General features: G+C 28.5%; 19 protein-coding genes. 17 read left to right on the top strand and 2 right to left on the bottom strand.

Annotation, left to right across the window (positions count from 1 at the left end; all coding sequences use genetic code 11):
• Nucleotides 1-102: 102 nt before the first annotated feature.
• The 11 genes from ABXT65_RS06750 (at nt 103) to acs (ending at nt 11,904) form a co-directional block, all read left to right on the top strand.
• Nucleotides 103-1,146 carry an N-acetylneuraminate synthase family protein gene (locus tag ABXT65_RS06750; RefSeq protein ID WP_415323316.1) on the top strand — a complete coding sequence of 348 codons (1,044 nt, stop codon included), beginning with the start codon at nt 103-105 and terminating at the stop codon, nt 1,144-1,146.
• Entirely contained in the window at nt 1,119-2,282 is a 1,164-nt protein-coding gene (gene neuC / locus ABXT65_RS06755; protein ID WP_415323318.1) for a UDP-N-acetylglucosamine 2-epimerase, read from the top strand. Before ABXT65_RS06750 ends, neuC begins: the two co-directional genes overlap by 28 nt.
• A 4-nt stretch (nt 2,283-2,286) precedes the next feature.
• Nucleotides 2,287-3,174: an NAD-dependent epimerase/dehydratase family protein gene (locus tag ABXT65_RS06760; RefSeq protein ID WP_415323320.1), complete on the top strand. Its 888-nt coding sequence runs from the start codon at nt 2,287-2,289 to the stop codon at nt 3,172-3,174.
• Between the two features lie 160 nt (nt 3,175-3,334).
• Complete coding sequence (locus ABXT65_RS06765) at nt 3,335-4,393, top strand: polysaccharide biosynthesis protein (protein WP_415323322.1); 1,059 nt, start codon at nt 3,335-3,337, stop codon at nt 4,391-4,393.
• Nucleotides 4,394-4,508: 115 nt separating this feature from the next.
• A complete protein-coding gene (locus ABXT65_RS06770) occupies nt 4,509-5,204 on the top strand; it encodes a cytidylyltransferase domain-containing protein (protein ID WP_415323324.1) in 696 nt (231 codons plus the stop codon).
• A 4-nt stretch (nt 5,205-5,208) separates the two neighbouring features.
• Nucleotides 5,209-7,008, top strand: a complete 1,800-nt coding sequence (locus ABXT65_RS06775) for a carbamoyltransferase C-terminal domain-containing protein (RefSeq protein WP_415323326.1) — start codon at nt 5,209-5,211, stop codon at nt 7,006-7,008.
• 30 nt (nt 7,009-7,038) lie between these two features.
• Entirely contained in the window at nt 7,039-7,773 is a 735-nt protein-coding gene (hisF, locus tag ABXT65_RS06780) for an imidazole glycerol phosphate synthase subunit HisF (protein ID WP_415323328.1), read from the top strand.
• The gene (gene hisH / locus ABXT65_RS06785; RefSeq protein WP_415323330.1) at nt 7,766-8,395 is read left to right on the top strand and encodes an imidazole glycerol phosphate synthase subunit HisH; all 630 of its coding nucleotides are present in this window, start codon (nt 7,766-7,768) and stop codon (nt 8,393-8,395) included. The genes hisF and hisH overlap by 8 nt, the downstream gene beginning before the upstream one ends.
• Entirely contained in the window at nt 8,392-9,618 is a 1,227-nt protein-coding gene (locus ABXT65_RS06790; RefSeq protein ID WP_415323332.1) for an N-acetyl sugar amidotransferase, read from the top strand. Before hisH ends, ABXT65_RS06790 begins: the two co-directional genes overlap by 4 nt.
• A 131-nt stretch (nt 9,619-9,749) precedes the next feature.
• Complete coding sequence (locus tag ABXT65_RS06795; RefSeq protein WP_415324215.1) at nt 9,750-9,827, top strand: hypothetical protein; 78 nt, start codon at nt 9,750-9,752, stop codon at nt 9,825-9,827.
• A gap of 7 nt (nt 9,828-9,834) precedes the next feature.
• Nucleotides 9,835-11,904: an acetate--CoA ligase gene (gene acs, locus ABXT65_RS06800; protein WP_415323334.1), complete on the top strand. Its 2,070-nt coding sequence runs from the start codon at nt 9,835-9,837 to the stop codon at nt 11,902-11,904.
• Here acs and ABXT65_RS06805 read toward each other — a convergent pair.
• Entirely contained in the window at nt 11,901-12,524 is a 624-nt protein-coding gene (locus tag ABXT65_RS06805; RefSeq protein WP_415323336.1) for an esterase, read from the bottom strand. The two genes, acs and ABXT65_RS06805, sit on opposite strands and share 4 nt — an antisense overlap.
• A gap of 119 nt (nt 12,525-12,643) precedes the next feature.
• On the opposite strand from ABXT65_RS06805, the gene ABXT65_RS06810 reads away from it, so the two are divergent.
• From ABXT65_RS06810 to purH, 6 genes are all read left to right on the top strand, one after another.
• Nucleotides 12,644-12,907, top strand: coding sequence for a DUF4212 domain-containing protein (locus ABXT65_RS06810; protein ID WP_415323338.1), 264 nt, complete (start codon nt 12,644-12,646; stop codon nt 12,905-12,907).
• Nucleotides 12,907-14,721, top strand: a complete 1,815-nt coding sequence (locus ABXT65_RS06815; protein ID WP_415323340.1) for a sodium:solute symporter family protein — start codon at nt 12,907-12,909, stop codon at nt 14,719-14,721. The genes ABXT65_RS06810 and ABXT65_RS06815 overlap by 1 nt, the downstream gene beginning before the upstream one ends.
• Before the next feature lie 72 nt (nt 14,722-14,793).
• The gene (locus ABXT65_RS06820; RefSeq protein WP_415323342.1) at nt 14,794-15,138 is read left to right on the top strand and encodes a hypothetical protein; all 345 of its coding nucleotides are present in this window, start codon (nt 14,794-14,796) and stop codon (nt 15,136-15,138) included.
• 46 nt (nt 15,139-15,184) lie between these two features.
• Nucleotides 15,185-15,844, top strand: a complete 660-nt coding sequence (gene rpe / locus ABXT65_RS06825) for a ribulose-phosphate 3-epimerase (RefSeq protein ID WP_415323344.1) — start codon at nt 15,185-15,187, stop codon at nt 15,842-15,844.
• A 4-nt stretch (nt 15,845-15,848) separates the two neighbouring features.
• Complete coding sequence (locus ABXT65_RS06830) at nt 15,849-17,477, top strand: heparinase II/III-family protein (protein WP_415323346.1); 1,629 nt, start codon at nt 15,849-15,851, stop codon at nt 17,475-17,477.
• On the top strand, nt 17,477-19,012 hold the full coding sequence (purH, locus tag ABXT65_RS06835) for a bifunctional phosphoribosylaminoimidazolecarboxamide formyltransferase/IMP cyclohydrolase (protein WP_415323348.1): 1,536 nt from the start codon (nt 17,477-17,479) through the stop codon (nt 19,010-19,012). The genes ABXT65_RS06830 and purH overlap by 1 nt, the downstream gene beginning before the upstream one ends.
• Here purH and ABXT65_RS06840 read toward each other — a convergent pair.
• On the bottom strand, nt 19,002-19,346 hold the full coding sequence (locus ABXT65_RS06840; RefSeq protein WP_415323350.1) for a 4a-hydroxytetrahydrobiopterin dehydratase: 345 nt from the start codon (nt 19,344-19,346) through the stop codon (nt 19,002-19,004). The genes purH and ABXT65_RS06840 overlap by 11 nt on opposite strands.
• Nucleotides 19,347-19,361 lie beyond the last annotated feature (15 nt).

Here is a 19,361-nt window from a genome sequence, read left to right on the forward strand (position 1 = left end):
AAGAAAAAAATAAGGCCTATTAAAAAAAAATTGAAGAAAAAGAATTAGTTTTATAGTATTTTTTCTATTAATTTAGATGTTTTGTATTTATAATTTACTTTTATGTCAAAAATTAAAATTGGAAAAAAAATAATTGGAAAAAAATATAAGCCCTACATAATAGTAGAGGCATGTGTTAATCATCAAGGAAATTTTAAAATAGCCAAAAAGATGATCTACTTTTCTAAGAAAGTAGGAGCTGATGCAATAAAATTTCAGCACCATATTTTAGAAGAAGAAATGCTTAAAATTGTCCCTAGATCTAAAAATTTTAAAATTTCTCTTTGGGATGTCATAAAAAAAACTAATTTTACATTAGATGAACACAAAAAATTAAAAATTGTTTGTGAAAAAGTAGGAATTGAGTATTTATGTACTCCATTTTCGATGAAGGCAGCTGATGAGCTAGAAACGTTAGGAATTAAAGCCTTTAAAACAGGTTCTGGTGAATTAACAAATCATCCTTTTATAGAACATTTAGCAAAGAAAAAAAAACCTATAATCCTTTCTACAGGCATGAGTAAACCAAGTGAAATTGAGGAAACAGTTAAAATTTTAAAAAAACATAAGGCGAAATTTATGATAATGCATTGTATTTCTGCTTATCCATGTCCTTACGAGATAATGAACCTTGATTATTTAAAAAAATTAGAAGCAAAATACAAAGTTCCAGTTGGTTTATCAGATCACACACCAACTTTTTATACAAGTCTTGGTGCGGTCTCTTTAGGAGCTAGCTCAATAGAGAAACATTTTACTTTTAATAAAAATTTATCAGGACCAGACCATAAATCATCGATTGATGCCAAGGAACTGAAATATCTAATAGAAGGAGCGAATGCAAATTTTTTAGCAAGAGGGAGTGTTAAAAAAATTTTTTCACAAGAAAAACAGATTGTTAATTGGGCAAGAGAGAGTGTTGTTTCTATAAAAAAAATTATAAAAGGAGAGGTTTTAACATTAAAGAATATTTCTGTAAAAAGACCATCACCCAAAAAAGATGAGATTCCTGCAAAATTTTATAAAAAAGTGTTAAGTTTAAAATCTAAAATAAGTATTCAAAAAAATCGAAAGATTAAGTGGTCACAAATAGAAAAAAAAAAATAAGAAAATTTCTTGTATGTCTAGAGTCAAGGGCAAGTTACTCCTATGCCCTGCCTTTAATGAAGCTATTAAAAAAAAATAAAAAAAAAGCCATTTTTAATACAGTAGTTACAGGAATGCATCTTGAAAAAGAATTTGGATCAACATTTAATTTTATAAAAAAAGATAATATAAATATTGACTATTTACTAAAATTTTACAAAAAAGATTGGGTATATTCAATAGGAAAACAAATCATAAGATATTCAAAAATTTTATTAGATTTCAAGCCTGATATAGTTTTAATTTTTGGTGATAGAGTTGAATTGGTGCCTATTGCTATCTCATCTTCATATAAAGACATACCTGTTGCACATATTCAAGCAGGTGATAAGTCAGGTCATATAGACGATATGACAAGAATGATGCTTTCAAAGATTTGTCATATTCACCTTGCGTCGTCTAAACAATCTCAAAAAAGACTTATAAAATTAGGAGAACAAAAATTTAGAATCTTTAACGTAGGCGCTCCACAGTTAGATGATATTCATTATACAAAACTGATTAAAACAAAAAAAATAATATTGAACGATAAAATTTTTGAATTAAAAAAAGAAAAATACTTGATTTTAATACAGCACCCAGTTTTTTCAGATAGGAAAAACTATTATAAAAAATTTATAAAAACTCTTAAGGCTTGTCTATCTTTTGATTTAAAATTAATAATTATTTATCCTAATTATGACCCAGGTTATGAAAAAATAATCCAAATTATTGAAAGCTTAAAAAATAAAGATGAAATAATAGTTTTAAAGAATTTAGAAAGACAAACTTTTCTTAAATTAATGGTCAACACCCAGTGTCTAGTAGGAAATTCATCTTGTGGAATCTTAGAAGCACCAACACTAAAAATTGGAGTCGTTAATGTAGGTGATAGGCAAGAGGGAAGAGAGAGAAATGTTAACATAATAGATGCAAATTATTCAACAAGTGATATCAAAAAAAAGATAAAAAAAATTCTTACTAGTAAGAAATTTTTACTAAAAATAAAAAATACAAAAAATTTTTATGGAGATGGAAAAAGTACTCGTCGAATATTTGATAAAATATTAGCAATTAAGTTAGGGAAAAAATTAAACTATAAAAAAACAACTTATTAGTAAATTGAGAGAAAATATTATTATATTGGGCGCGCAAGGTTTTATAGGTATTAATTTAATCAAACTTCTTTCTAATAAAAAAATGAATTTGATTGGTATTGGAAATAAATCACTAAATAAAAATTTTCTTAACAAATTAGACTGTAAATTTATTTGTACTAATATTTTTGAAAAAAAACTTTATGATAAGTATGTAAATATAAATTCAACTATTATATTTTTGGCATCTATTCAAAATAAAAGTTTTATAGTTAATTTTATAAGTTTAATTAATTATTTTAAAAAAAAAAAAATCAAGAAGTTAATTTTTTTATCATCATCATCATTATATGGAAATAATAAATCTATTATAAACGAAGAGACAGTTTTAAAGCCAATTAATAATCAAGGTCATTTTTTTTTAAAGTTAGAAAAAATTATAACAAAGAATTTGTATAAATCTAAAACTAGCACAATAATATTAAGAGTATTTAATGTTTATGGACCTTACAGAAAAAAAAAGGGTCTTATAGAGCAAATGATAATTTCTTTTTTAAAAAATGAAAAAATAAGCATCCAAAGTAAAAGCTTTTTGAGATCTTATATTGGAGTGAAGGATCTGTGCAAAATAATAGATACTTTTATAAAATATGATCTTAAGCAAAAGTTACTATTGAATGTTTATAATAAAAAATTTATTTTATCTTTTAGTAAAATATATCAAATTTTAAAAAAACAATTTAAAAAAGATTTATTAATAAATTATAGCATTAATAAAAAAGTTATAAAAAATTCTGTTTGTAAATCGCTAAAAATTAATAGAATTTTAAAATTTAAAATGAATAATAATTTTAATGATGAGATTATAAAACTAATTAAACATTATAAAAAAAATGAAAATTATTTTGTTTAGAATTTAATTAAATGGCAAGATATCTGAAATCATTACTCTAAGTTAATACATAGACGCACAAATACTATTTAATTGATAAAAACTAGATAAATGATAAAAATATTTTGTTCACAATTATTTAACAGCATTTAATAATTTAACTGAGATTCCTAACCTTAATATGAAAAATAACTTATTTAAAAATAAAAAAATACTTATTACAGGTGCCACAGGGTCAATTGGAAGCGCACTTCTCAATGATTTAATTAAAAAAAATTGTAAAGTAATTAGAGCCATGAGTAATGATGAAAATGGCCTTTTTGAAATTTCAGAGAAAATTTTTAACACAATTGATGATAGAAAAAATAAAGATTCCTCTTTTAGATTGAAAATGAAAAAAAATAAAATCAGACTTCTCTATGGTGATATTAGAGATTATAAAAGGTGTCTTGATGCAAGCAAAGATATTGACATCATAATTCATGTTGCTGCTTTAAAACATGTCCAAATTTGTGAATTCAACCCAAAAGAAGCAGAAAAAACTAATGTCATTGGTACAAAAAATATGTGTAGGGCTGCTATAAAAAACAATGTAGATAGATTTTTATTTGTCAGCACAGATAAAGCTGCAGATCCAGAGTCAATTATGGGTACAACTAAAAAAAAAGCAGAAAAAGTTTGTTTGAAATCTAATAAAAAAAAATGCATTACTAAATTTTCCTGTATTAGATTTGGCAATGTATTAAATTCAAGAGGATCAATTTTACCATTATTTTTTAATCAAATTTTAACTAAAAATTCTTTAACATTAACAAATACTAAAATGACTAGATTTTTTATGTCTTTAGAAAATTCTGTATCATTAATCATTCAGTCTTTGAAATTGATGAAGGGTAATGAAATTTTTATCTTGAAGTCAATGAATTCATTTAAAATTTTAGATCTAGCAACTTGTATTATAGAAATATTTAGATCTAAAAATAAAATTAAAATTATCGGAACTCGTGAAGGTGAAAAATTAGATGAAGTCCTATTCTCAAAACAAGAAAAAAAATATTTATATGATAGTAAAGATATGTTCATAATTAACAAAATTTTTGACCAAAAAAAAATGAAAAGAATCTATAATGCAAAAAAATTAAATAATTTTGATTATTATAAATCGAACAACCCACATTTTATTATGTCTAAAGAAAAGTTAAAAAGATTATTAAAAAATATTATTAAGAATAAAAAATAGACTTATGAGGAAGTTTGCCTTAATTTTGTGAATGCTTAAAAAAATTTCTTTTTATAAATTGTTTTATGCGTATAATTAAATAATTTTTAAAGAATAAATATTAATAAATAATATTATGAAAATATTAGGATTTGTGCCTGCAAGGGGAGGTTCAATTGGAATTCCAAAAAAAAACCTAACCAAACTTAATGGAAAACCGCTCATTAAGTATACACTCGAAATATCAAAAAAAATTGGTAAAAGCTTAAGATTATTTGTATCCACAGATGATCAAAAAATTTTAAATTTCTGTAAAAAAAGTGGTTATAAAGAAACCTATATTAGACCAAAAAAACTCAGTAATTCAAAAAGTAATATAATAGATGCTATTTTTCATGGTTTAAATTGGCTTGAAGAAAAACACAATTATAAACCTGACGCAATTTTATTATTAGAACCCACTAACCCCTCAAGAAATATAAAAGAAATTAAAAAAGCTATTAATCTATTTAAAAGTAAGAAAATAGAGTCTTTAGCAAGTGCCTGTCAATTAAAATTTCATCCATTTCAAACTGTAGAGATCAATAAAAGAAATTGGAAGTTTTTAAAAAAAAAAGATAAGAAAATTTATCAAAGGCAACTATATCCACAAAATTATTATTTTATTGACGGAAATTTTTATTTAGTCAAGATTGATTTTTTAAAAAAATATAAGACTGTTGTTAGAGAAAATTTAACAACAATTTTTAAGATTAAAAGAGAATATCCTTTAGATATTAATACGCCATTAGACTTACAGGTTGTATCTACTATTATGAAAGTTAAAAAATAATTTAATGATTATATTAGGAATATCCGACAGTATTGAGAGTCATGCATGTATAATTAAGGATGGTGAATTAATAGCTGCGATATCAGAGGAAAGACTATCTAGAAAAAAATCTGATGCTGGATACCCTAGAAATGCAATTAATAAAGTTTTAGCAATTGCAAAAATTAGCTCTAGCCAAATAGATTTAGTGGCACTAGCAGGCTATAGTAATGGACTTTTTCAATCAATCTACAAACCGATAGCTACGTTCAGTGTGGAAAATTGGATTGAACAAAATGAAAATTACTGGAAACCAAAATTAATTGATAATAAAAAATTATCACCTTTAGATGACTATTTGTATTGGGAAAAAAAAAGACCGGAATTAAAAAAAAATCCATATTACGAATTTGTAAAATTAGCTAAAAAAAACCCCACAAAGACACATGCTAAAATATTCAATGAAATAAGAAAAAAAGTAATTTCAAAGCAACTTGATATAAATATTGATAAAATTAAGGTTTTTAGACATGAGTTGTGCCATCAAATGTATGGTTATTTTTCTCAACAACAGAGAAAAAAAAACTCTCTTATTTTAACTCTTGAGGGTGGAGGAGATGATAGTTCAGCAACTATTAGCGTCGTAAATAGTAGTGGTAAGATTGTTGAAAAATATAAAACCAATGCAGCTATGGTTGGAAGATTATATAGATATGTTACTTTATTTCTAGGAATGAAACCAGGTCAACATGAATATAAAGTTATGGGTCTAGCACCATATGGACAAGCATATCATGGAGTTAAATCGTTAGAACACTTTAGAAAATATAACAAAATTAAAGGGCATAAAATATTAAAAACAAATAATTTCAAGGACGTTTATTATTCTACTAGAGAAAAACTGCATGGCCAAAGATTTGATGGAGTGGCATGGGGATTACAAGTATATACAGAGGAATTCTTAGAAAAATGGACACTAAATTGTATTAAAAAATTTAAACATAAGAATATAATATTATCTGGAGGTGTTGCACAAAATATTAAAGCAGTCAAAATCTTAGCAGAACATAAAAAAATTTCTAGTGTTTGGACAGGTCCTATATCTGGAGATGGGTCTCTTGGAATTGGTGCTGCTTGGATTGCCTCAAAGAAGTTAGATAAAAAATTTAAAGTAAAAGGATTGACTAATATTTATCTTGGAACAAAAATAGCTGATAATGAAATAGTAAAAACTATTAATAGATATTGTAAAAATTTTGAGGTACGAAAAAATATTCCAAATAAAACTATAGCCAAGTGGATAGCCAATGGACTAATTATTGCCAGGTGTAAGGATAGAATGGAGTTTGGGCAAAGAGCGCTAGGTAATAGATCAATATTAGCAGACCCAAGAGACGTATCTTCTGTAGAAAAAATTAATTCAAAAATTAAATATAGGGACTTTTGGATGCCATTTACTCCAAGTATGACTTTTGAAGGTTGTAAAAAAATTTTAATAAATCCAAACAATATTTATTCTCCATACATGACAATGGCTTTTGACCTTAAAAAGGGATATGCGGAAAAAATACCAGCAGTTATTCATTCAGCAGACAAATCAACTAGACCTCAAATGCTCAAAAAAGAGGTTAATCCAGATTATTATAATTTAATTATTGAATTTGAAAAAATTTCAGGTTTACCAGTTTTGTTAAATACTTCCTTCAATTTACATGGTGATGCAATTGTTGAAAATTCTCTTCAAGCAATTAAGACATTCTTAAAATCAGATTTAGATGTTTTAGTTTTGAATAATTATTCAATAATAAGAAGACTAAAAAAATAGAGACTATAGTTTAGTAGCGTACAATTTATAATGAGAATTATTGCAAGAATAGATATAAAAAATGAATATGCTATCAAAAGTATAAATCTTGAGGGTAATAGAAAAGTTGGTGATCCTAACTCCCTAGGCGTTAAATACTATAAAGATAAAGCTGATGAGATTATTTTTATGGATTCAGTGGCTAGTCTTTATGGAAATAATAATTTATTTGAATTAATAAAAAAAATATCAAAAAATATTTTTGTACCAATAACAATTGGTGGAGGTTTGCGAACAATTTCTGATATGACTCAAGCTCTGAATTGTGGGGCTGATAAAGTAGCCATTAATTCAGCAGCTATAAAAAATCCAAAGCTTATCAAAGATGCAGTTAAAATTTTTGGCTCTTCTACTGTTGTTGTTTCAATAGAAACAAAAAAAAATGCCCAGGGTGATTGGGAGATTTTTTATAAAAATGGTCGAGAACCAAGTAAAATTTTATTATATGATTGGATAAAAATTACCCAAGAATTTGATTGTGGAGAATTATTAATAACCTCGATTAATAATGAAGGAACCAAAAAAGGTTTTGATTTAGAATTATTATATGAAGTTGAAAAAATGAATTTAAGAACACCCATAATTTTTTCAGGTGGTTGTGGAAAATTAGAACATATTGAAAATATTAAAAGTAGATTAAAACATGATGCAATAGCTATTGCATCTGTCTTGCACTACGATCTACTCAAAATTAAAGATATAAAAAAAAATTTAGGTTATGAATAAAAAAATTTGTATTATGAATTATGGACTCGGTAATATTTGGAGCTTGAAAAGTGCAATCGAATTTATTGGATATAAAATAAAACTCTTAAGTGAATTTGATAAAGGTGAAAAATTTGATTTTTTGATAATACCTGGAGTTGGGTCTTTTTCAAGAGCTTCTCAACTTTTATTAAGTGTTAAAAATTTAGAAGTAATAGATTGGGCAAAGAGAAATGATATCCCAATACTAGGAATATGCTTAGGAATGCAGATTATGATGTCAAAAGGTTATGAGCATGGTGAACATAGTGGGTTAAATCTTATTGAAGGAGAGGTAAAAAAAATTGTAACTAAAGAGTATGAAAAATTACCTAATATTGGCTGGAAAAAGTTATATTTAAGCAATAAAGGTGAAATGTCTTTTTTAGAAAAATATAATTTAGAAAAGTTTTACTTTATTCATAGCTACCAAGCATTAGTTAAGAGTGAAGATAATGTGATTGGAGTTTCAAAATACTATGATGAAGAAATTATATGTGCTGTTAAAGATAAAAAAAATATTATTGGATTTCAATTCCATCCTGAGAAAAGTGGGGAAGTTGGTATGAGTTTATTAAATGATCTTTTTAAATACTATTTATGAAAAAAAATACAACTAAATCATTATTTGGAACACCAGAAAAAGTTGAATTCTGCAAAAACTGTGTAATCTCTAATCAAAGGCCATCATCCACTGTAGAGTTTACTCAAAAAAATACTTCTAACAAACACAGTATTCATTTTAATGAAAATGGTATTTGTTCAGCATGTGAGTTTCATAAAGTAAAAGAAAAAATTGATTGGATAGAAAGAGAAAAACAATTAATAGAACTTTTAAAAAAACATAAAAAAAAAAGTGGGTATGACATTGTCGTTCCTGGAAGTGGAGGTAAAGACAGTGGATATGCAGCGCATATTTTGAAATATAAATATGGGATGAATCCATTAACTGTGACTTGGGCGCCTCATCTATTTACAAATATTGGTTGGAAAAATTTTCAAAATTGGCTTCATGTGGGGGGATTTGATAATTTTTTATATACACCCAACGGTAAACTACATAGATTTTTAACATCTCAAGCATTTCAGAATTTATTACATCCATTTCAACCTTTCATAATCGGACAAAAGCTTGTTGGTCCCCTGATTTCGACAAAATTTGATATCCCATTAGTCATGTATGGAGAAAATCCTGCAGAAAATGGAAATAAAATAGAAGAAAACCAAACTCCAAAAATGAATGAAAAGTTTTTTTCTGATCAAAATATTAAAGATATTAGACTAGGAGGTATGAGTATTGAAGAAATAGTTTTAAAACATAATTTTAAATTAAATGATTTTGAGCCTTACATACCACCCAAACTTAATGATATAAAAAAAGCTAAAACAGAGGTTCATTATCTAGGTTATTATCTAAAACATGATCCACAAGAGTGTTTTTATTATTCATCTGAAAATAATGGTTTTATGCCCAATGATGAAAGAACTGAAGGAACTTATTCAAGATACTCAAGTATTGATGATAAAATTGATGTTTTTCATTATTATACTACTTATATAAAGTTTGGAATTGGCAGGGCAACATATGATGCAGCACAAGAGATTAGAAATAAAAAAATAACAAGAAGTGAGGGAATAGGTCTTGTTGCAAAATACGATTCAGAATTTCCTCAAAAATATTTTATAGAATTTTTAGAATATATTGGTCTTACAGAAACTAATTTTTGGAAAAAAATTGATGAGTTTAGGTCTCCACATCTTTGGCTTAAAAAGAATAATATTTGGAAATTAAGATCTACAATAGATAAAATTTATGAGGATGATTAAAGAAGCTTTCTTAGATAAAACTGACAAAGATGGACGTTTTGTAGCAATTCAGGTGAGATTTAAAGAAAAGTTAAAAAAAATGTCCCCTTGAAGAGGTAAAAAAAACTAAGGCACTTAGTCATTTATCGCTTATTAAACAGAGTAGACTCTCAGTTATACCAATAGACTCAAAAAGCTGGAAAATCTTAAATAAGATGAGTAATACTTAGAGAACTCATGCCAAAAAAAAATAAAACAAAGCCTAAAGTTAAAAAAAAGATTTCCAAAAACACAAAATTTACTGTTAAAAAAAAAGTATCAAAGAAAACTGTGTCTAAAGTTAAAAAAAAAAAATCTAATAAGATTATAGACAAAGAGCTAATTATTAAAACTAAACCTGAGTGGGTAAAAAGTGCTTTGGTAAATAAAGCAAAATATCCAAAAAAATATTCTGACTCAATTAAAAATAACGATGAGTTTTGGAAAATTGAGGGAAAAAGAATAACTTGGATTAAACCATATAAAAAAATTAAAAATGTTAAATACAGTAAAAAAGAAGTTAGAATTAAATGGTATGAAGATGGAACATTAAATGCTTCGGCAAATTGTATAGATCGTCACCTTAAAGATAAAAAAGACAAGACTGCAATTATCTGGGTTGGCGATGATCCAAAAGATACTAAAAAAATTTCATATAAACAATTGCATACCCAAGTCTCAAAGGCTGCAAATGGTTTGAAGAAACTAGGTATTAAAAAAGGTGATCGTGTTACAATTTATTTAACTATGATTCCAGAGCTTGCAGTAATGATGCTTGCGTGTGCAAGAATTGGTGCAGTTCATTCTATTATTTTTGGTGGGTTTTCAGCTGAATCTATTACTACAAGAATAAATGATTGTGAGTCAGAATATATTATCACTGCTGATGAAGGGGTAAGAGCTGGCAAAACAATTCCTTTAAAACAAATTACAGATGAGGCATTAGGAAAATGTCCTGGTATTAAAAAATGTATAGTCGTAAAAAGAACGGGTAATAAAGTTGGCTGGATTAAAGGAAGGGATATTTGGTATGATGATTTAATTAAAGATGTACCAAACAAATGTGAGCCTGAAGAAATGAATGCTGAAGATCCTTTATTTATTCTTTACACTTCTGGTTCCACTGGAAAACCAAAAGGAGTTTTACATACAACAGGTGGTTATATGGTTTATGCTTCGATGACTCATCAATATGTTTTTAACTATAGGCCAAAAGATATATATTGGTGTACAGCTGATATTGGCTGGGTAACGGGTCACAGTTATATAATTTATGGACCTCTTGCTAATGGTGCAACAACAATAATGTTTGAAGGTGTTCCAACTTATCCTGATAGTTCAAGGTGGTGGCAGATAATAGATAGGTATAAAGTTAATATTTTTTATACAGCGCCTACTGCTATTAGAGCTTTAATGAGAGAGGGAGACAAGCCTGTTAAAAAAACTTCAAGAAAATCTTTAAAATTATTAGGAACAGTCGGAGAGCCCATCAACCCCGAAGCTTGGATGTGGTATTATAAAACAGTTGGAAATTCTAAATGTCCAATAGTTGATACTTGGTGGCAAACAGAAACGGGTGGAATTTTAATTAGCCCACAAACAGGAGCGATGAATTTAAAACCTGGCTCTGCATCCAAACCTTTTTATGGAATTAAGCCATCTATAGTTGATAAAAATGGAAAAGAAATAAAAGGTGCTGGTGAAGGAAAGTTATGCATTTCACAGTCGTGGCCTGGACAAATGAGAACTGTTTATGGTGACCACCAAAGATTCATTGATACTTATTTTTCTCAATTTGATGGAAAATATTTTACAGGCGATGGAGCTAGAAGAGATAAAGATGGATACTACTGGATCACAGGACGTGTTGATGATGTAATTATTGTATCTGGTCATAATTTGGGAACTGCTGAAATTGAAAGTGCTTTCGTTGCCCATCCAAAAGTTGCTGAAGCTGCAGTTGTTGGATATCCTCATGATATCAAGGGTAATGGTTTATACTGCTATGTTACTTTAAATTTGGGAGAAAATTCAGATTTAGATCTTGAAAGAGATCTTAAACTTTGGGTTAGAAAACAAATTGGACCACTTGCAACACCTGATATTATTCATTTTTCACCTGGACTTCCAAAAACAAGGTCTGGGAAAATTATGAGAAGAATTTTAAGAAAAATTGCATCTAATGAACATGATCAATTAGGTGATACATCCACTTTAGCTGACCCAAGTGTTGTTCAAAGCTTAGTTGATAATAGAAAAAATGTTTAAATCTTAATTAATTCTTTAAATTCTTTTTCAATATTTTCCCATTTTAAGATCATAGAGTTTAATACGATCTTTCTGTCTAAAGTTTTTAATTCTTCAGCCACTGGTGCCCATTTGTATAAAGTTAATGCACTTTCATTAAATGGCCAAGACTTATAATATGTATTCCAATCAATCTTTTCTAATCGTTCTTTAAATTTTTCTTTTGCTTGTGAAATAATTTCTTCTGGCATTTCATTTTTTTTTTCTTTGGTCAAAATTTCATCATAAATTTCATTGGCTTTACTCATGTCCTTATAATTACAAAAAACATTCAAATATGATAGGCTATAAAAAGTAAGATCCTGAAGTGCTATAGAATAAATATTCCATTTAGCTTTGTTAATGGATGCTAAAAATACTTCATCATCAAAGTGTAATACCCACTTAGTTCCCATTCTTGTTTTTAAGTAATTATATAATGTGACCTGAGATACCCAGGCTGATTTTGTTTGAATAAACAGTGTAAGGTCTTCTATATTCTTGATTTTTTTCTTTGGAAGAACTCCTTTAAACAAAGCAAATAAATAAACTCTAAAATCTTCAAGTTTTATGTCTTTTATTTTAAGTTTATATTTTAACACTCATACCTACCTTTGGTTCTTTTATATTACAAAAATGGCACTAATTCGAACTATTTAAGGGCTTTCAATCTATCTCATTATAAGTATGGTTTCGTTATTAACTATATAGGGAGAGACAAATGTCAAATAAAGTAAAACACTGGGAAAAAACTAGAGGGCTATTATTCGTTACTTTAGCAATCTGGTTTGTATTCTCAATTGGCATCTTTTTTTTCGGAACTGAAATGGAAGCATCTAGCTTTAGACCTTTTGGTTATCCACTGTCATATTATATGACATGTCAGGGTTCATTATTAGCGTTTGTAATTTTGAATTTCTGGTTTGCGGGTAGACAAGAGAAGATAGATGAAGAGTTTGGTTTCACTGAAAGAGAGGATAGCTAATGATAAAAGGTAAATTTATAGACAATCTACCAAAAGTTTATGGAATCTATACGGGTGGTTTTATAGGATTCATAATATTGATGGCGATTGCTGAACAAATGGGGATGAGTGCAAAAGCAATAGGAATTTCTTTTGTTGTATTCACCATTGCTATCTATGCGATAATCGGTTGGTTATCACGTACACTTCAGATGGACGCATACTACGTAGCAGGGAGATCAGTACCTACTGTATTTAACGGAATGGCTACTGCAGCAGACTGGATGTCTGGTGCATCATTCGTTGCAATGGCAGGTGGTATTTATTTCAAAGGCTATGGATATATGGCACTACTAGTTGGATGGACAGGTGGTTATATACTTGTATCAACTTTACTAGCACCTTACTTAAGAAAATTTGGCTGTTACACAGTTCCAGATTTTGTTGGTACAAGATATGGTGGTAATGCAGCAAGACTTTCTGCAGTACTAGTATTAACAGTAGCTTCATTCACATATGTGACTGCACAAATCAATGCAACAGGAACTATTGCTTCAGTAGCTTTAGATATTCCTTTTAAAATTGCTGTGTACGTTGGGTTAGTAAGTATATTGCTTTGCTCTATGCTTGGTGGAATGAGAGCGGTTACATGGACGCAAGTTGCGCAATATATAGTTTTAATTATTGCTTACTTACTTCCTGTGTTCTGGATCAGTAGTAAAATGGGTGCTGGATTCTTCCCACATTTAATGTTGGGAGATGAAGTAGCTAGAATTGCTGAACTAGAAGGTCAGTTTGGGTTTGTGAAAAACTCAGCTGCAGACTTAGCTACAGTACCAAAAGGTTTGGCTGGAATAACTAAAGCACACTCATCAGTTAACGGAACAAACTGGGGATTCATTTCTCTAGCAATTTGTATGATGGCAGGAACAGCTTCTTTGCCTCACGTTATGATGAGATACTTTACTACTCCAAGTGTAAAATCAGCTAGAAGATCTGTAGCATGGTCGCTACTTTTCATCTTCATTTTATACTCAACTGCACCGATGTTAGCTACATTATCAAAACTATCACTGATTGATCCAACACTTTCAACAGGGATTATTGGTAAATCAATAGCTGAAGTTCAAGCGATAGATTGGTATCAAAACTGGAACCAAGCTAACCTGATGTTTGTTAGCGACTTTAACGGAAATGGAACTCTTGAATTAAATGAGTTTTTCATGGGTGGTAAAGCTGTTGTATTAGCTACTCCGGAAATTGCTGGATTACCTTATGTAATCTCAGGTCTTGTTGCTGCTGGAGGTATGGCTGCTGCCATGTCTACTGCTGATGGTTTGATCTTAGCAATCGCAAATGCTTTGTCTCATGACTTGTACTACAAGATCATTGATCCAAAAGCAGAAGCTGCGAAGAGATTAATTGTTGCAAGGGTATTACTTGTAATAATTGGTTTTGCTGGAGCAACTATTGCCGCAATGGGTATCCAAGGTATCTTAGGTTCAGTAATCTGGGCTTTTGACTTTGCGATGTCAGGACTATTCTTCCCACTTGTGTTAGGTGTATGGTGGAAAAGAGCGAATGGACCTGGTGCTGTTGCAGGAATGCTATTAGGATTAGGTTCTGGTATGGCGTACTTAATTTGGGTACGTAATGGTGGATCTGGATTCTGGGGTATTACTCAGCTTACATTTGGTATCGTTGGAGCATTAGTGAGTTTAGTTTCTATGGTAATTGTTAGTTTACTAACAGAAGCACCAGACAGAGCTACTCAAGAAATGATTGACGAACTTCGTATTCCAAGCGGTAAAACGATTCTTGGAAAACAACACTAATTAAATTTAGTATTAAGGGGCGATTTATTTCGCCCCTTAGTAAAGTTTTAAACAAAATTCCTTTTTATATTTATGCCAGAAATTCATCCTTTTATTCTTATAATTGATTACATTTTAGGTGTTGTAATGTGGACTTTGATTGGAAGAGTTGCGATGAATATCTTTCAACGAGAAAATTCAGAATTTTTTTTTATGAAAGCATTTGTAAAATTAACAAACCCATTAATAAGACTATTTAAACCTATAACTCCTTCATTCATTATAGACCCTCTTGTTCCACTTTATGTAGCTTGGTTTTTTTATATGATCAGGTTTTACCTAATGCCCTACCTATTAGGATATTCTGTCATGGGAATGTTGTCTTTTCCTTTAGAAAGTGAAATTGCTACAGAAATTTATCGTATATTTGGAAAATAATTAATTCAAATTAAAAATAAAATTGATAATACTAATGTAGCAATCAATGAAAAAAATAAAAGTCTCACCTTCAATTTTATCTGCTGACTTTAGCCAGTTAGGAAATGAAATTAAAAGACTGGAAGAAGGTGGTGCTGACATGATTCATGTTGATGTTATGGATGGTCACTTTGTTCCAAATTTAACTATGGGCCCTCCAATTATTAGAGCTTTAAGACAATATACTAAATTGCCATTTGATGTTCACCTAATGATTTCACCTGTTCACAAATATATTCAAGATTATGCTAATGCTGGAGCTGATATTATCACAATACATCCTGAAGCAACGGAAGATTTGAAAAAATCTGTTAATCATATTAAAAGTTTAAATAAAAAAGTAGGAGTTTCTTTAAACCCCAAAACTAAGATTAACCTAATAACTAACTTGTTGAATGAAATTGATTTAATTTTAATTATGAGTGTAAACCCAGGATTTGGAGGGCAAAAATTTATGCCTGAAGTACTTGAAAAAATTAAAGAATTAAAAAAAATAAAAGATCAAAAAAATTTACAATTTGATATTGAGATTGATGGTGGGATTAATTTTGATAACAACAAGTTGGCTATTGCAGCTGGTGCTAATATTTTAGTTTCTGGCACTACTGTATTCAAAAACAATAATGGAAATATAAAAAAAAATATAGACCTTTTAAAATCTAGTTAAAATAATGATTTTTAATGATTTATTAAATTTTATTAATAACTCTTATATATTTTCTAAAAAAAAAATTCGCTCTCTGTATTTAAGATCAAATATTTATAACAGAAAAATTATACCTTCTGTTTTTGGTTCTTTAGAATATCATCCAAGCCCCAACCTACTCGACTCCCTTATAAAATATGATAAAAAAAAAATTAATATCGAAAACTATTCATTAAATAAAATATGGGATAACAAGGATTTAAAGGAGAAGGACTATAGGAATTTAAATAGTTTTTTTTGGTTATTTAGTTTGGATTTAAGATCTTCAAAAAAAGCTACACAAAAAGTAATTTTACAATGGATAGATAAAAATCATAGATATAACTCTAAAAGCTGGGAGGTTGATATAGTAGCTAAGAGGATAATTGCTTGGACTTCTAACTCCAGACTTACTTATGAAGATAGTGGTGCTAACTACAAGGATAAATTCAATGGTGTCATTAAAAAACAAATAAATCATTTGATTAATGAAATAGAACAATCCGAATGGGTTGATGATAAAATGATTGGTTGTGCAGCTATTATCTTAACTGGCTTAACCTACCATGATAAAGAAGGGTATTTAAAAACAGGGTTAAGTTTATTAAGAAAACTTGTAAAATTTTCTTTTGATAATGATGGTTTTCCAAAGTCACGAAGCATCAGACAATTATGCTTTTACTTAAAATATTTTATTTTAATTAGAGAGTGGTTCAAAGAATCTCAAAGTGAGATACCTGATTTTATTAATGAAAATATATATTATTTAGGCCAAGCTTATGCGTTCAGCTGGCAAAATAACAAAGTGGATCTACTTTTCAATGGTAATAATGAAACAAAAAATGTTGATTTTGATTATTATTTGAAAAAACTTGGTTATAGTTTTAAAAATCAAAGTAATGAATTGGGGGGATATGCGGTTCTTAATAACAAGAAAACTTCATTAGTTATGGACGTTGGGTCAAGTCCTGATAAAAAGTTTTCTTCAAACTATCAAGCAGGTGCATTATCTTTCGAAATAGTATCAAATAGAAAAAAGTTAATTTGTAATTCAGGTTATTTTCAAAATCACAATCATCAATTAAATGAATTATCAAAATCAAGCGCTATACATAGTACACTAATTTTAGATGATAGGTCTTCGTGTAAATTTGATAAAACTAAAGATGAAAGTTCTAAAATTTCTCATGGATTAAAAATATTAGAAAAAAATATTGTATTTGAAAAAAATTATTGGAAAATAAATGCAGCACATGATGGCTATTTAAAACAATATGGCATCATACATAAGCGAGAAATAGAGTTTTATCCTGAGCAGATAAAATTTATTGGTCATGATAAAATAATTTCAAAAAATAGTATTAAAAATTTAAAATTTGAAATTAGGTTTCATTTAGAGCCTAATATTAAGATAATGAAGACCCAGGATAATAAATCAATACTTATAGACCTTGATGGCGAAGGTTGGAAATTTAATTCTAGTAATAATATGAATATTAATAATGGTCTATATTTTGGTAAAAAAGATTTTTTTGTTGATAATCAAAATATAGTTATTTCTGGAATGACTAATGATGAAAACCAGACTATAAAGTGGGAAATTACAAAACTATAATGAACAAAATTAAAAAAGCACTAATTTCAGTTTCTGATAAAAAAAATTTAAAAGATCTCTTAAAAATTTTAACTAAACATAAAATTGAAATAATAAGTTCAGGTGGCACCTATAAAGAGATTCAAAAACTTAAATTTAAATGTTTAGAAGTTTCAGAATATACGGGTTCTCCTGAAATACTTGATGGAAGAGTTAAAACACTACATCCAAAAATACATGCTGGAATATTAAGTAAAAGAAGAAACAAATTTCACAGCAAAGACTTAAAAGATAACAATTTTGAAGAAATAGACCTGGTCATTGTTAACTTCTATCCTTTTGAAAAAACTCTAGAGCAGACTAATAATCATTTAAAAATTATAGAAAATATTGATGTTGGGGGCCCAACAATGGTCAGGGCTGCAGCAAAAAACTATAATGATGTTACTGTCATTACTTCCTCAGATCAATACAGCGAACTAATTAATGAAATAGAAAAAAATAAAGGCTCTACTTCTATTGAATTTAGGGAAAAAATGTCTTTAGAAGCTTTTTCTGAAACAGCGTATTACGATGCTGTGATCTCAAATTACTTTAACAAAATTAGAAATAATGACTTCCCTAAGAAAAAAATTATCTACGGAAATTTAATTGAGGAACTAAGATATGGTGAAAATCCTCACCAGCAAGCTGCTGTTTACTCAAAAAATCAAAACCTAAATATTAAACAAATTCATGGAAAGCAACTGAGTTATAATAATTATAACGATATATTCTCGGCACTAACTATTTCCAAATCTTTACCAAAAAATTCGGGAACTGTTATTGTCAAGCATGCTAACCCATGCGGTGTTTCTATTAATAAAGATAACTTAAAAAGCTACAAATTAGCGTTAGCATGTGACCCTGTGAGTGCTTTTGGAGGAATAGTTTCATGTAATTACAAAGTAAATAAAACTGTAGCCATTGAACTAAATAATATTTTCTTAGAAGTTATTATTGCAAATGGCTTTGATCTTGAAGCATTAAAATTTTTGAAAAAGAAAAAAAATTTACGTCTTATCGATGCAACAAGCTTTACAATGAAAAATTTAGTAAGATTTAATTCAGCTAATGAGTCTTTTTTAACTCAATCTGAAGATATAGAAAAATTCAATAATAAAAATTTTAAAATAGTTTCAAAAAAAAAGCCCAGTAAATCTCAACTAAAAAATTTAATTTTTGCATTCAATGTTTGTCGATACGTTAAATCGAATGCGATTGTTTTAGCTAGCCAAGAAGCAACTGTGGGTATTGGATCTGGGCAACCTAGCAGACTCGATAGCTGTCAAATTGCAATAGATAAAATGAATAAATTTCAAAAATTAAGTGAAGAAGTGGTTGCGGCTTCAGATGCATTTTTCCCTTTTGTTGATGGTATAGAAAAATTAGTGCAGTCAGGTGTTACTGCTGTAATACAACCATCCGGATCAATCAGAGATAAGGAAATAATAAAATTTGCAAATCAAACTAATACTATCCTAGTCTTTTCCAAAACAAGACATTTTAGACATTAAAAATCTGATCAATTTTAGCAGCTAGAATAAAATCATTTTCTGATAATCCCTCAATTGCATGAGTGGTAATTATAATTTTTGCATACCCCCATCCAAAGGAAATATCTGGGTGATGACCTTCTGCTTCTGAGATTTTTCCAACTTTATTGATAAAGTCCTGGCTTTTAATAAAGTTTTTAAAAGTAAATTTTTTTTCTAAGAAATAGATTTTCTTTTCATTTTCTACTACACCCCATCCATCTACTTTTTTTTGGTATTTGTGTATTTCATTTGTATCAAAGGGCAAGATTCCACCTTCACAAGGTACACATTTTTTATTTAAAAGATCGCTCATTCATTAATTAGTTTT

It is taken from the genome of Candidatus Pelagibacter sp. Uisw_127 (genome assembly GCF_047722515.1).
GTDB lineage: Bacteria > Pseudomonadota > Alphaproteobacteria > Pelagibacterales > Pelagibacteraceae > Pelagibacter.

Coding starts and splice junctions, on each gene's coding strand:
- ABXT65_RS06840 (WP_415323350.1), bottom strand. CDS start 19,346: ATGAGCGATCTTTTAAATAAAAAATGTGTACCTTGTGAAGGTGGAATC.
- ABXT65_RS06815 (WP_415323340.1), top strand. CDS start 12,907: ATGATAAAAGGTAAATTTATAGACAATCTACCAAAAGTTTATGGAATC.
- ABXT65_RS06775 (WP_415323326.1), top strand. CDS start 5,209: ATGATTATATTAGGAATATCCGACAGTATTGAGAGTCATGCATGTATA.
- hisF (WP_415323328.1), top strand. CDS start 7,039: ATGAGAATTATTGCAAGAATAGATATAAAAAATGAATATGCTATCAAA.
- purH (WP_415323348.1), top strand. CDS start 17,477: ATGAACAAAATTAAAAAAGCACTAATTTCAGTTTCTGATAAAAAAAAT.
- ABXT65_RS06810 (WP_415323338.1), top strand. CDS start 12,644: ATGTCAAATAAAGTAAAACACTGGGAAAAAACTAGAGGGCTATTATTC.
- ABXT65_RS06765 (WP_415323322.1), top strand. CDS start 3,335: ATGAAAAATAACTTATTTAAAAATAAAAAAATACTTATTACAGGTGCC.
- ABXT65_RS06750 (WP_415323316.1), top strand. CDS start 103: ATGTCAAAAATTAAAATTGGAAAAAAAATAATTGGAAAAAAATATAAG.
- ABXT65_RS06770 (WP_415323324.1), top strand. CDS start 4,509: ATGAAAATATTAGGATTTGTGCCTGCAAGGGGAGGTTCAATTGGAATT.
- acs (WP_415323334.1), top strand. CDS start 9,835: ATGCCAAAAAAAAATAAAACAAAGCCTAAAGTTAAAAAAAAGATTTCC.
- rpe (WP_415323344.1), top strand. CDS start 15,185: ATGAAAAAAATAAAAGTCTCACCTTCAATTTTATCTGCTGACTTTAGC.
- ABXT65_RS06790 (WP_415323332.1), top strand. CDS start 8,392: ATGAAAAAAAATACAACTAAATCATTATTTGGAACACCAGAAAAAGTT.
- ABXT65_RS06830 (WP_415323346.1), top strand. CDS start 15,849: ATGATTTTTAATGATTTATTAAATTTTATTAATAACTCTTATATATTT.
- hisH (WP_415323330.1), top strand. CDS start 7,766: ATGAATAAAAAAATTTGTATTATGAATTATGGACTCGGTAATATTTGG.
- ABXT65_RS06820 (WP_415323342.1), top strand. CDS start 14,794: ATGCCAGAAATTCATCCTTTTATTCTTATAATTGATTACATTTTAGGT.